Source organism: Microcoleus sp. F10-B2, from assembly GCF_036704965.1.
Taxonomy (GTDB): domain Bacteria; phylum Cyanobacteriota; class Cyanobacteriia; order Cyanobacteriales; family Microcoleaceae; genus Microcoleus.
In genome coordinates this window covers 69,030-83,192 of record NZ_JAUBTB010000018.1, presented here as the reverse complement: position 1 = coordinate 83,192, position 14,163 = coordinate 69,030, and the positions used below count along the sequence as shown (strand labels likewise).

At 44.5% G+C, this 14,163-nt stretch carries 8 protein-coding genes; 7 read left to right on the top strand and 1 reads right to left on the bottom strand.

Annotated elements, in window-relative coordinates; translation table 11 throughout:
• The first annotated feature begins 13 nt into the window (after positions 1-13).
• From QUA99_RS09740 to QUA99_RS09710, 7 genes are all read left to right on the top strand, one after another.
• Complete coding sequence (locus QUA99_RS09740) at positions 14-412, top strand: response regulator (RefSeq protein WP_333235853.1); 399 nt, start codon at positions 14-16, stop codon at positions 410-412.
• A complete protein-coding gene (locus QUA99_RS09735) occupies positions 409-3,567 on the top strand; it encodes a PAS domain S-box protein (protein WP_333235854.1) in 3,159 nt (1,052 codons plus the stop codon). The genes QUA99_RS09740 and QUA99_RS09735 overlap by 4 nt, the downstream gene beginning before the upstream one ends.
• Positions 3,568-3,625: 58 nt before the next feature.
• Positions 3,626-3,763 (top strand): hypothetical protein, encoded by a 138-nt coding sequence (locus QUA99_RS09730; RefSeq protein ID WP_333235855.1) that lies wholly within the window; start codon positions 3,626-3,628, stop codon positions 3,761-3,763.
• A gap of 106 nt (positions 3,764-3,869) precedes the next feature.
• On the top strand, positions 3,870-5,810 hold the full coding sequence (locus tag QUA99_RS09725) for a response regulator (protein WP_333235857.1): 1,941 nt from the start codon (positions 3,870-3,872) through the stop codon (positions 5,808-5,810).
• On the top strand, positions 5,811-7,718 hold the full coding sequence (locus tag QUA99_RS09720) for a PAS domain S-box protein (protein WP_333235858.1): 1,908 nt from the start codon (positions 5,811-5,813) through the stop codon (positions 7,716-7,718).
• Positions 7,719-8,302: 584 nt separating this feature from the next.
• The gene (locus tag QUA99_RS09715; RefSeq protein WP_333235859.1) at positions 8,303-8,755 is read left to right on the top strand and encodes a response regulator; all 453 of its coding nucleotides are present in this window, start codon (positions 8,303-8,305) and stop codon (positions 8,753-8,755) included.
• 129 nt (positions 8,756-8,884) lie between these two features.
• Entirely contained in the window at positions 8,885-10,546 is a 1,662-nt protein-coding gene (locus tag QUA99_RS09710; RefSeq protein ID WP_333235860.1) for a diguanylate cyclase domain-containing protein, read from the top strand.
• A gap of 94 nt (positions 10,547-10,640) precedes the next feature.
• Here QUA99_RS09710 and QUA99_RS09705 read toward each other — a convergent pair whose 3' ends face one another.
• A complete protein-coding gene (locus QUA99_RS09705) occupies positions 10,641-13,940 on the bottom strand; it encodes a PAS domain S-box protein (RefSeq protein WP_333235861.1) in 3,300 nt (1,099 codons plus the stop codon).
• Positions 13,941-14,163 lie beyond the last annotated feature (223 nt).

The window sequence follows — 14,163 nt, the reverse complement described above, 5'->3', positions numbered from 1 at the left end:
ACAGTAATTTTTTATGCCAAAACCAGTAATTTTGTGCGTTGACGATGAAGTTGTGGTTTTAAACAGTTTAAAAATTCAGCTTAAAAAAGAATTTGGGGATGCTTACCTCTATGAAGTAGCAGAAAATGCCGATGAAGCTATGGAAATTATCGAGGAAATTCAAGAAGAAGATGAAAGTGATATTTTGGTCATAGTATCTGACTGGTTAATGCCAGGTATTAAAGGAGATGAATTTTTGATTCGGGTTCACCAAAAATATCCCAAGATTGTGAAAGTCATGCTGACCGGGCAAGCCGATGAAGTAGCAATAGCACGGGTGAAAGAGCAAGCAAACTTGCACCGCTGTTTGTACAAGCCGTGGGATCGCAAAGAATTAGTAGAAACTATAAAAAGTGGTTTGGCAAAAATATGAACAATAAACCTGTGATTATTTGCGTGGATGACGAACCGATAATTCTTGAAAGTTTGAAAATTGAGTTAAAAAAAGCCCTGGGAGAAGAACACTTATTAGAAACCGCTGAAGGGGGCGAAGATGCTTTAGAGTTAATGGAGGAATTACTGGCAGAGGGATGCGAAATTGTGGCAGTGATTTCTGACTATCTAATGCCCAATATCAAAGGGGACGAATTGCTGAAGCAGATTCACAGAATTTTGCCAAAAACTATCAAAATTATGCTAACGGGGCAAGCAGACCTCGAAGCAGTCGCGAATACTATTAAATATGCTAAATTGTACCGCTACATATCGAAGCCTTGGCAGTCAGAAGATTTGAAGTTGACGGTAAAAGAAGCGGTTAACAGCTATTTTATGGAGAAGCAATTAACGGAACAAAATGTTCAACTCCAAAAGCTGAATCAAGAATTGGAAACTTTAGTAGAGGAGCGGACTGCACAACTACGCTTGTCTGAGGAAAAGTTTGCTAAAGCTTTTCGTTCTTCTCCCAACCCGATTACTATTACCAGACTTAATGACGGTCGTTATTTAGAAATTAATGAGGCTTTTTGCCAGACAATCGGTTATTCGGCAGCAGAAATTATCGATCGCACGGCGCTTGAATTGAATCTTTGGCAAAATATACCAGCCCGCGCCGAGTTGTTTAAAATGTTAGACGAAAAAAAAATTGTTCTCAACTACGAATTTGATTTTCGCACTAAAATAGGGGAACTCAGAACCGGGCTGCTGTCAGCAGAAATCATTGACATTCATGGCGAAACCTGCGTGATTTCTGTGATTCAAGATATTAGCGATCGCAAATTAGCCGAAGAACAACTCCGAGCTGTAGCGGCTTCTTTAGCAGCAGCGCAAAGAATCGCGCGTGTCGGTAATTGGGAATGCGATTTCTCTGCCAACACAACTACTTGGTCGGAAGAGTTATCTCGGATTTTTGGGATCGATCCAACCCAGCCTGCGCCAACACTAACTGAGTTTTCGCAATACGTGCATCCGGACGATCGACAACAGTGGCAAACAACGATCGACACTGCTATTGCTAGCGGGCAATCTTACACTTTGGAATATCGAATTCTGCGACCCGAAGTGACAATTGCTGCGGATAATTGCCCGTTAAAAACCGGTGAATGCGGTTTCATCCGCTACATCGAAGCCAGAGGAGAAGCAGTTGTCAACCAACAAGGGCAAGTGACAAAACTCTTCACAACTTTGATGGACATTACCCCACGCAAGCTGGCAGAAATAGCCCTAGCAGAGAGCGAAGAAAAATACCGTCATTTAGTTGAAACTTCTCAAGATATTATCTGGTCTTGCGATGCTGAAGGACACATTACTTTTGTGAACCAAGCAGTCAAACAAATCTACGGTTACGACCCTGAAGAAATGATCGGCTGTTCTTTTAGCGATTTTTTAGCGCCAGCACAAATAGACCGGAACTGGGAAATTCAGCACCGCTTGCTGACGGGAGATTCTGTATTTCAGTACGAAACTATAGTATTAGGAAAAGACGGCAGACCGATTGATGTAAATACCAAGGCGATCGCGCGCTTGGACGCTGAAGGAAACATCATCGGCACAACAGGCACAGCTAGCGATATTACCGAGCGCAAACAAGCAGAAATAGCCCTGAAACAAGCCAAAGAAGAAGCCGACAGAGCCAACAGGGCGAAAAGCGAATTCCTATCGAATATGAGCCACGAATTGCGAACTCCCCTCAATGCAATTCTCGGTTTCAGCCAACTGCTGACCCGTGACCCAGCTCTCAGTGTAGACCAACAGCAATACTTAGGAATTATTATCCGTAGCGGAGAACATTTGCTCGATCTGATCAACAACATTCTTCAAATGTCAAAAATTGAGGTGGGGCTGGTGACACTTAATAAAAACACCTTTGACTTGCACAAAATGTTAAAAAACACTGAAGATATGCTGAAGCTGCCAGCAGAAAAAAAAGGGTTGCAGTTAATTTTTGATTCCACACCCGACCTACCTCAATATGTAGAAACAGACGAAAGCAAGTTGCGCCAAATATTAATCAATATACTTGGAAATGCTATTAAATTTACTACAGAAGGTGGTGTTAATTTAAGAATCAAACATGAGCTGTTGAAAAAGAAAGAACGCGGTGAAATTCAGCTAAGTGACAATTGCTGTTTGCTATTTGAAGTGGAAGACACGGGTTCGGGAATTTATGCGGAAGAAATGGAAAATTTGTTTAAACCTTTTGCGCAAACAGAAAGCGGAAAAAAATCTCAAGAAGGAACCGGTTTAGGCTTGCCGATCAGCAAACAGTTTGTCGAGTTAATGGGAGGAAAAATGACAGTGACAAGCAGTGTCGGTCGCGGCAGCGTTTTTAGATTTGATGTTAAAGTTTCGCTCCCTAATGCAGTGGAAATTCAGGTGGCTCAAACAGCTCGCCGCGTTGTGGGTCTCGAACCCGGACAGCCGGAATACCGCATTTTAGCTGTTGACGATCGCCTGGAAAGTCGCTTGCTGTTAGTCAGAATACTGAAATCCCTCGGCTTTGCTGTGCAGGACGCTGAAAATGGTGTTAAAGCTTTGGAAATGTGGTCGAGTTGGGAACCTCATTTGATTTGGATGGATATGCGGATGCCGGTGATGGACGGTTACGAAGCTACTAAACGGATTAAAGCGCATTTGAAAGGTCAAGCAACGGTGATTATTGCTCTGACGGCAAGTGCTTTTGATGAGGAGCGATCGGTGATTTTGTCTGCTGGTTGCGATGATTTTGTAGCGAAGCCTTTTCGAGAGCAAGTGATTCTGGAAAAGATGGCTAAGTATCTGGGAGTTCGCTATGTTTACGATCGAGAAACTTCGCTAAGTTCTGATGCTGTGGCGTCCGGCGAGGTTTCCAGGGCAACTGAAACGGCTGATTTGGCTTTTACGCTCAATGCTTCATTTTTTGAAGCTATGCCTGCGGAATGGGTTGATGAATTGTATTCTGCGGCGGATGCGGTTGATAACGAGCGGATTTTTCGGCTGCTGTTGTCGATTCCTCCTATTAATGCTAGTTTCCGCAGCGCGCTAGCCGATTTGGCGAATAACTTCCGGTGCGATCGGATAATTGATTTGATTGAGGAATTTAGAAATTTTTGAAGGAAGAAGCAAGAAGCAAGAGGGGGGGGAAGCAAGATGAGCGAGGGGCGGGTTCGGGATGATTGATGATTTAGGTCGATCGACTATTTGTAAACTCGCCGGCGGGCGATCGGCTAATTTACCTGTAGCCAAACTCCCAACCTTGCTAATCATCAGTCTTTCCCAAATCTCAAATCTCAAATCTCAAATGATATAAGTTATGTAAATCTCAAATTAGTTGATTGACGAAGTAGTGCTATAATCAGAAGTTAACTGGTTTTCATAATCTCAGAAATTCTCAATTTAACAAAAAATAGCGCTCGATGATCGGCAATCAAACAGAAGATAATAAAGGCAACATATTAATTGTTGACGACACTCCAGAAAATTTGCAAGTTTTATCAGCAACGCTCTCCGATCGGGGCTACAAAGTCCGGGGCGTAATTAACGGCAAAATGGCAATCAGAGCCGCCCGTTCTGGTTCTCCAGATTTGATTTTGCTCGACATCAAAATGCCGGAAATGGACGGCTATGAAGTCTGCAATCAGCTCAAAATAGATCCAAAAACATCAGAAATTCCAGTTATTTTTATCAGCGCTTTAGATGAAGTATTGGACAAACTAACCGCCTTTAAAGTTGGAGGTGTGGACTATATCACAAAACCGTTTCATGTAGCAGAAGTTTTAGCGCGAATCGAACACCAACTGACGATCCAAAGACTGAAAAAACAATTGATCGATCGCAATACAGAACTCCAACAAGAAATAATAGAACGCAAAAAAGCCGAAGAAGAAGCAGCCGCTGCATCCCTTGCAAAAAGTCAATTCGTTGCCAACATGAGCCACGAATTGCGAACTCCCCTGAACGCTATCTTGGGTTTTACCGAAGTCATGAGCCGCGACTATTTACTCAGCCACGAAAATCTCCAAAATCTCCGAATTATTAACCGCAGCGGTCAACATTTGCTGGAACTAATTAACGATGTTTTAGACTTGTCAAAAATAGAAGCAGGGATAATTAGCTTAGATGAACGCAGCTTTGACCTTTATCAACTCCTGGACACTCTCGAAGAAATGTTTCAGATCAAAGCTGAAACCAAAAAATTGCAACTGAGATTTTCCGTGCAGGCGAATGTTCCCCAATATATAAAAACTGATGAAAAAAAGCTCCGCGTCTGCTTAATTAACCTGCTGGGAAATGCCATAAAGTTTACTATCGACGGCGGCAGCATTTGGCTGCGCGTGAGCGTGGCAGGCAAGCAGCCGGAACCGGCAGAATCGGAGATTTATCATAACTCTACCTCTGTCGAAGAATGTTTAATTTTTTTTGAAGTTGAAGACACAGGAGTTGGCATAGCAGCACCAGAAATTGATACTTTATTTGATGCTTTCGTGCAAACAGAAGCGGGGAAAAAAGTGGCAGAGGGTACGGGATTGGGTTTGACAATTACTAAAAAATATGTGCAGATAATGGGCGGGGATATTGGGGTAAAAAGTGTTTTAGGTGAGGGAACCAGTTTTCAATTTAATATCAGAGTATGTCCCGCTATTTCGTCTGAAATAACAGTCGCGACACTGCAGCGGGCGATCGGACTAGAAGCAAACCAACCTATTTATCGGATTTTAGTAGTTGACGACAATCAAGAAAATCGGCTGCTGCTGGTGAAAATGTTGCAACCAATTGGTTTTGAAGTCCAAGAAGCGGAAAACGGCCGCCAAGCTGTTGAACTGTGGGAAAGTTGGCAGCCTCATTTAATTTGGCTGGATACGCGAATGCCACTAATGGACGCTTTTGAAGCTGTCAGACAAATTAGAGCTAAAGAGAAACAAACTCAGCCACGAACTGTAATTATTGCTCTGACTGCTAGCACTTTTGAGGAAACAAAAGCCGAAATTATCGCCGCAGGTTGCGACGATTTTGTGCGGAAACCTTTTCAAGAACTCATCCTCTTTGATAAGATGGCTTGCTACTTGGGAGTGCGCTATATTTATCAAGAGTTCCCCCCACAGGGAGCGGGGGCTTTACGCCGTTATTTTGTTAGCGAAAAACCAGATTCATTTTTCCGGAGGCTGCTGGCCGAGATGCCTCACCATTGGGTGCAGGAACTCTACGACGCAGTTAGTGATGTTAATGAAGAGCTGGCGATTCAAATTGTCGATCGCATCTGGGAAAGTCATCCAACTTTAGCTGAGGCTTTAAAAGATTTGCTTGCTGATTACCGACTCGACAAGATAATGGATTTAACTCAAGCGAGTTTAAAATAAATGGATAATAGCGAAATTAAAGTATTGGTGGTTGATGACCAACCGAGGAATCTGCGGTTCTTATCCAAACTGCTAACAGCCCAGGGGTATCAAGTTTACCGAGCTATTTGCGGTCAACTGGCGTTGAATGCTGCGATTACCCATTGCCCCGATTTAATTTTGCTCGACATTAGAATGCCGGAAATGAACGGTTATGAAGTTTGTCGTAGACTGAAATCGACAGCGGAAACTGAACAAATTCCCGTGATATTTTTAAGCGTATTAGATGACATTAACGATAAATTACAAGCTTTTCGAGTTGGCGGTGCTGACTATATTTCTAAACCATTTCAAGTAGAAGAAGTTTTAGCGCGCATCGACAAGCAAGTCGGCTTGCAAAAACTGCAACAGCAACTAAAAGAGCAAAACGCTCAACTGCAACAGTCGCAGTCGCTGCTTGCTAGCATATTAAATAGTTCCTTAGACGGTGTGGTGGCTTATTCTGCCGTCCGCAACAGTCAGGGAAATATTGTGAATTTTCAGTGGCTGTTGATCAACCCTGCCGCCGAAAAAATTTCGGGTCTGCCATTAAAAGAGATAGTTGGCAAGAATTTATTGGCTGAAATTTCCGAACTTCGCAAAAACGGGTTATTTGATTTGTATGTTTCTGTAGTAGAAACAGGAGCAACTGTAGACCAAGAATTTTATTACGAACACGATGGAGATACAAGTGGTTGGCTGCACATTGTTGCGGTCAAATTAAACGATGGTGTGGCAGTAACTTTTCGCAACATCACCGATCGCAAACTAGCAGAAATTGCCCTGCGAGAAAGCGAAGAACGCTTCCGCGCGATATTCGAGCAAGCGGCAGTCGGCATAGCTAAAACCGGGCTTGGCGGTCAATTTATGCGTGTAAATCCCGGCTTTTGCCAAATAGTCCGCTATGCAGAATCGGAATTGTTACAGCAAAATTTCCAGGCAATTACTCAGCCGGATGACATCGAAGCTGACAGAGAAAACCTGCGCTTGCTGTTATCCGGGGAGATTCAAACTTTTTCTAGGGAAAAACGTTTGATCTGCAAAGATGGGGAAGTGCGCTGGGCAAATGTTACTGTTTCGGCAATGCGCGATGCCGAGGGGACGCCGCAGTATTTGATTTGTGCGATCCAGGATATTTCCAAACGCAAGCTGGTACAAGAACTGCTGCAAGCGAGTTTAGACACTCAAACCCGTTACGCTCAAGAATTAACTCGTTCTAATGCCGAACTAGAACAGTTTGCCTACGTGGCTTCTCACGATTTGCAAGCGCCTTTGCTCACGATTTCCGGCTACGCTCAAATATTAGAAAAACGCTATCACAACCAACTTGATGCCCAAGGGAATAAATTTATCCGCAATATTGTTAATTCTTGCGGGCGGATGCAGGCGCTGATTGATGACTTGCTGGAGTATTCGCGGGTCGGTCGCAGTCAGAAACCTTTTGAGCTGATAGATTGCAATCGGGTTTTTGAGGATGCTTGTGCTAATTTGCAGTTGGCCATCCGGGAAAATCAAGCTTCTGTTACTAGGGGCGATTTGCCAAGGGTAAGAGGTGATAGTTTTCAACTGCTGCAACTGTTTCAAAATTTAATTGGCAATGCCATTAAGTACCGCAGCAGCGATGCGCCGGTGGTGCAGGTGGGCGCTTCGCGTCAGGGCGATAATTGGGTGTTTTCGGTGCAGGACAACGGTATTGGGATTGCCGAACAGTACCATCCGCGAATTTTTCAGCTTTTTCAGCGCTTGCACACCCAAAAAGAGTATTCGGGAACGGGTATCGGTTTAGCGATTTGTCAAAAAATTGTCGATCGGCACGGCGGTCGCCTTTGGGTAGAATCACAACCCCATCGAGGCTCGACTTTTTATTTTTCTATTCTAGAACAAAAGTGAAGCCAGCAGTCCGCTTGCAGAAGTCAGCAGTCATTTATACCATTTGAGATTAAAGAATTGAAGAACTGGCAATGATTGATGACTGCTAGGGTTTGAAGCTTGCCTAAAGTTGCATTCTTTTTTGAAACTGTTTTACTTAAGCTTTAAATATCTTTATCTTTTCTTTACACAACGGTGCATAAACTGTAGCATATTCACTGATGACATACATCTAAAAATCTATCACTATAAATCTATTAGCTCGATCCTTATACAACTTAACAATCAGCGGTGCCCGTAAGACTTGTCAGTTTTTTTCAACTTTATCCAGAGCATCTTGCTTTGGGATTCAGTAGTTTCCCTAGTAGTTCGCGGACAATAATTTGTGATGTCTTTGCAGTTGGCAGGTTCTCGGACAGACTGCTAATTGAAACAAGCATTAGTGCAAAAATTTTGCGAATCAAGCAAAACGGGAAATTGCTGCAACACAAACTTATTGTTCTCAGCCAGATTTGGCGGATGATGGCAACAGATGCTTTGCAGGCGCTCAGACACCGATCCAAGTCCCGCCACCTCACAAAATCTGTTGGTCGCGAGGCAAAGCCGTGAATTATAAAAAGAAAAATTTTACTCTTTTAATAGCCAACGATGACGAGGACACGCGCTTTTTGGTGAAGGAAGCAATGCGAGAAGTTCGATTAGCAATTAGGAGCGAATTTGTGGAAAATGGAGAACAAGTGCTAGACTATTTGTACCGTCGCGGTCAATATACTGGCAGCAGGAATTGGCATCGGCCCGACTTGATACTTTTGGATCTGAATATGCCGCGGCTTGACGGGCGAGAAACACTAATTTCGATCAGATCTGACCCCGACTTACAACAAATTCCGGTTGTGATTTTAACAACTTCGCACCGCAGCGGAGATATATTGCTTTGCTACCGTTTGGGTGCTAATTCTTTCATATCCAAACCAGTCACTTTTGAAGGATTGGTTGAAGTAATGAAGACTTTATGTCAGTATTGGTTTGAAATAGTTTCGCTCCCGCCGGAGCAGTAAGCTTTAATTCAGGGCTAGATCGATAGTTTGAGTGTAGAGCGAATTTGATAAACCGACATATTGGCCCGATCGCAAGTATCGCTCTCAAAACTAAAAAGTTTCCTTCAACCCGCTCCCAACGCTATAGTTGTGTTAACACGTAACCAATCTCTGAAGATTTTGTTGATTGAGGAAGACCTCGCAGATTCGATGCTGATCCAAGACCTTTTAGGGTCATTCTGCGAATCTCTATTTCGCCTCCAAACTGTTAAATCTGTGGAGATAGGACTCGCGTGTCTGGAAGCAGAAAAATTTGACGCCATACTATTAGATTTTTCAGTGTCAGACAGCTTGGAGGGAAGGGAGGCGATCTCGGTCTTGAAAACCCGATCGCCCACAGTGCCAATTGTGGTGCTGACAGATATCAACGATGAAAATACGGCCCTGTCGGTATTGCGATCGGGCGCTCAAGATTGTTTGGTAAAGGGAAGATTTCACAGAACTCTGCTGGTGCGGGCAATCCATTACGCGATCGAACGCCAGCAAATCGAAGAACAATTGCGGCAGCAGGCCCTCCGAGAGCGGCTGTTGGGCAAAATGATCGAACACATTCGATCCTCAATAGACACGGCAAGCATTCTCCAAAGTACCGTCGCAGAAGTGCGCCAATTTCTCAAAACAGACCGCGTTTTAATTTATCGCTGTCAGGATGGGGCGTCTCAATTCGACGCGGAAGAGCAAAAAGGTGCGATCGTCGCAGGTGACGGTTTGCCATTGGGTTATGTTGACAACCAAAATATTAGTGCTGCTTTGGCGGTGTCATGCTTTGTTTTGGTCGAATCCCAGTCGGTACAAGCAATAGCAGATGTCAGCGCTGCGGACTTGGCTGGCAGTTGCAAAGAATTGCTGGCAGATTGTGAAATGACAGCAGTTGTAAGCGTTCCAATTTGGCAATCTGGCGACTGGGAAACGGTAAACCAAAGATTAGAAAACACTGTTTGGGAAGAAGAAACAACAGAAGATGCAGCCGAAAGTTATATCTGGCAGCCGGCGACAGGTAAACCGCAGGTGCAGGTTTCAAGTGCGCCGGATTCGATCGCAGAAAATGGCAATACTTTGTGGGGAATGCTGACAGCATACAATTGCAGCGGTGTCAGGGAATGGCAGCAGTGGGAAATAGATTTTTTACAGCACTTAGCAAATCAAGTGGCGATCGCGATCGAACAATCTCAACTTTACCGCCAGCTAGCAATAGCCAATCAAAAATTGCAGCAACTGGCAACTACTGACGGACTGACGGGCATTGCCAACCGCCGCCACTTCGATCGCGTTTTGATGTTAGAGTGGCGGCGGTTGGCAAGAGAGGAACTGCCGCTGTCTTTAATGATCTTTGACATCGACTTTTTTAAACTTTACAACGAGTTTTACGGTCACCTCGGCGGCGACGATTGTTTGCGCCAAGTTGCTGCGGCGATTGCCAAAGCTGTCAAGCGGGCTGGGGATCTGGCAGCCCGCTACGGCGGCGAAGAATTTGCCGTAGTGCTGCCCAACACTACCGCCGAAGGGGCAAAGGCTGTCGCCCAGAAAATTTGCGACCGTATCGCCAGCTTGAAACTGCCCCACGCGCGATCGTCGATCTGCCCCTACGTTACCCTCAGTTGCGGCATTGCTACGGCGATTCCTTCTGGCGGCGAATCTCGCGACACCCTAATTCGGAGCGCTGACAGCGCCCTTTATCAAGCCAAAACCGAAGGCAAAAATCGCATTTGTCACGCTAGCAGCAAATCGGAATCTTCCCCGCTTTTTATCTAAAATTTGAAAGTAATTGGTAATTGGTAATATCATGTCTGCGGTCACTACAAACGTTATAATAGTTATTTTACCAGACACGAGAGCAACTTATAACTCACAAGTTTTCTTCTGCTTGCAATTGGCGGATTGGTATTTCGATGACAAACTCCGTACCAATGCCTAATTCTGAATTGCACAGCAATTTTCCTTGATGTTTTTTTACGACAATTTCGTAACTAATAGCCAATCCCAATCCCGTTCCTTTGCCGACGGGTTTCGTGGTAAAAAATGGGTCGAACAAGCGCTGCTGCATAGACTCGGGAATGCCGGTACCGCTGTCGGCGATCGCAATTTTCACCCGTTCGCCCTCCACAACTTCCGTGCGAATCTTAATTCTAGGAACTGGCGAGCTATCCCCGGCCGGTGGGAAACTTCTTTCCCTTTCTTCTACAGCATCGATCGCATTAATCAACAAATTCATAAACACTTGGTTCAATTGACCCGAGTAACATTCAACTTGCGGTAAATTGCCGTACTCTTTAATTAGTGCAATAGCGGGTTTATTTCCTTGCGGCTTCAAACGGTGAGCAATAATCATCAAAGTGCTGTCAATTCCTTCGTGCAAATTCACAGCCTTAAAAGCTGCTTCGTCCAGACGCGAAAAAGTGCGCAAACACTTGACAATCTCCTGAATGCGGTCTGCTCCAACTGCCATTGAATCCAGCAGGTTCGGCAAATCTTCTTGGATAAACTCTAACTCAATTTCCTCAAGTTCTGCCTGAATTTCTGCCGTGGGTTCTGGGTACGCTGCGCGGTAAAGTTCGAGAAGCCTCAACAAATCATTTGTGTAATCTTTGGCATAGCTGATATTGCCAAAGATAAAGCTGACAGGATTGTTAATTTCGTGAGCAACTCCCGCAACTAATTGACCCAAAGAAGACATTTTTTCGCTTTGCACGAGCTGCGCTTGAGTATTGGTAAGCGCGTGATAAGCCATTTCTAATTGCGCTGCTTGTTCTCTCAGTTGCGCTTCCGATTCTCGCAGGGCTAATTCTGCTGCGGTTCGCTCCGTAACATCGACACCGATTCCCCAAAAATCCCACCCTGGAACGGAAAAATCAGCAGAAACATTCGACCAAGCAATTGTTTTGACGCTGCCGTCAGCAGCCTGAATTTCTACTTCTAAATCTCGAAAGTTATGACCGAACTCTACAACTTTTCTAAAGATTTTTTGACGGTAGTTAACATCTGGCATGAGCAGTTGTATTGCTTGCTGGTTGCCGACAAGTTCTGCGGTGCTGTAACCCAGGACTCGTTCAGATTCTCGGTTCCAGACTATGATATTGCGATCGGCATCAACAGCGCTCAGCATTACTGGCATATTTTCGAGAATTAGGCGCAGCTTTGCTTCGCTTTGTCTCAGAGCTTCTTCAACCCGCGCCCTCTCTGTAATGTCAATGGAAACAGCAATTAATCCTGCAACTTGTCCTTTTTCATCTAATATTGGTGTCGCGCGATTTTCATGAATGTGACCTTTGAGTTCAGAAGACCAAATTCTTTCCTTGCCTGCTAAGATAAAGTTAATATTTTCAATAATTTCGGGATAATCTTTGTAGAATTCGTACACTGATAAGCCAACTACTTGTCCGGGCTTAAGTCCTAAAGGTTCTAAGCCTTTTCCTTCAGAAAGCGTAAATATGCCGTAGCGGTCAATGCAGTATAAAACTATGGGTGCATTGTTGACAACGGCGCGGAGGCGTTTTTGGCTGACTTGCAGTTCCAATTCTGCTTGTTTGCGCTCGGTAATATCGATCGCAGCTCCGAATAATTTTACGACTTCGCCTTGCTGGTTTTGCAAGACTTGCCCCCAACCGATCAGATATCTCATTTCTCCGTCGGAACGGTAAATGCGGTGGTCAACTTCGTAGGGTTGGCGGCACGCGATCGCTTGCTTTATAGTTTTTTGAAAGCGTTTTCTATCGTTGGGATGAAGTTTTTGCAAAAAATCTGCATAACTTGGTGTTGGCTCTTCTGGTTGTAAAGCAAAAATTCTTTTCAATTCATCCGACCAAGTAATCTCGCCAGTAATGAGGTCGAATTCCCAGTTACCGATATGAGCAATTCTTTGACTTTCTTCGAGTTTTCGCTGATATTCTAATAGTTCGTCTGCAGCTTTTTTGCGCTCGGTAACTTCTTTGGAGTTGCCGATAATTCGATAGATTCTGCCTGCTTCGTCCCGCAGCGGAGTTAGGGTAACTAGCCACCAAGTCTCTGCTCCTTGGAACTGCAAGCATTGTTCGGAAGTAACGGAATTTTGCGATCGCGCGCAACTGATATAAGTTTGCCGCAGCATGGTTCCGACTTCCTCGCCAAATACAGCTTCGGGAGTTTTGCCGCACCACTCGCTATCGTCCCTGATGCCCAGAATTCGCTTGCCGAGAGGGTTCAAACCGGCATACCGAAATTCGCCGTCAGCCCCTGCATCGATCGCAAAAATTATTTGGTCAATACCGTCATAAATACTGCGCAAAAACTGTTCTTGAGAGCGGAGTTGTTCTTGTACTTTTTTGCGATCGCTAATGTCTCGAATAGAACCGGCGAATCTCAGCGGCCTGCCACTATCGTGCCAAATTGCTTGTCCGCGAGCTGCTACCCAAATGTATTCGCCACTTTTTTTTTGCATCCGATATTCTATATCTTTGAAAGGGATTCTTTGTTCTAAGTGAGCGGATATTGCTGCCAATACCCGCTCGACATCTTCTGGATGAGTTCGCGCTATCCAGCTACCTAAAACATTTTCAAACTCGCTGCTTTCATAACCGAGCAATTCTTTAAAGCGGGGCGACCAATACACCGGATTTTGCGGGTTAAACACGTCTTCCGAAACAATCGGCGCATCCCAAATGCCGTCAAAAGATGCCCTGACTGCTAAGTCAAACCGATTTAAGTTCGCTTCTACAATTTTATGTGCTTGTTGCAGGGCGATTTCGGCTGTTTTGCGATCGCTGATATCTGTCGCCGTGCCGATCGATCCTTGAAATTCACCTGCTGGCGTCAATTTAGGAACTGCTGTCTCCTCGATCCACCGATACTCCCCGTCAGCTCTTTTTAGCCGATATTCTCGCTTAAATTTAGAGTTTAAATTCCAAGCATTCCGATACATTTGTTCCCAAGAGTCTAAATCGTCAGGATGAATGTTTGCCGTCCAACCCTCCGCAGAAATTTGTTCTTCAGTCAGCCCAGTAAATTCTGCCCACTGGAAATTAAAGTAAGTGCAACCGCTCTCTGCATCTGCGATCCACAGCATTACTGGGATGCGGTCGGCCCAGTCGCGCCAGCAATTTTCGGTCGCACCGGAGAAACTGGCGATCGGCGCTTGTTTGGGCTGTTGAGTTTCACTTGTAGAACGGGTCATAAATTTACAAATCGTAAGTTGACAGTTGCTATTTTTATTGTTATTATACGTCGCAATTAACTATCAAAAAATCTCAGCTTTTCCCAACTAATATATCAAGGTGAGATTGATTTGTGCAAGCGTCACATAAATCGCGCAGAATAAACGTAGCACCGCGCACATAAATAGACTCGTGCCAGCGCCATAAAACTTGTTGGCAATGGCTGAATATAGAGTGCGAGCT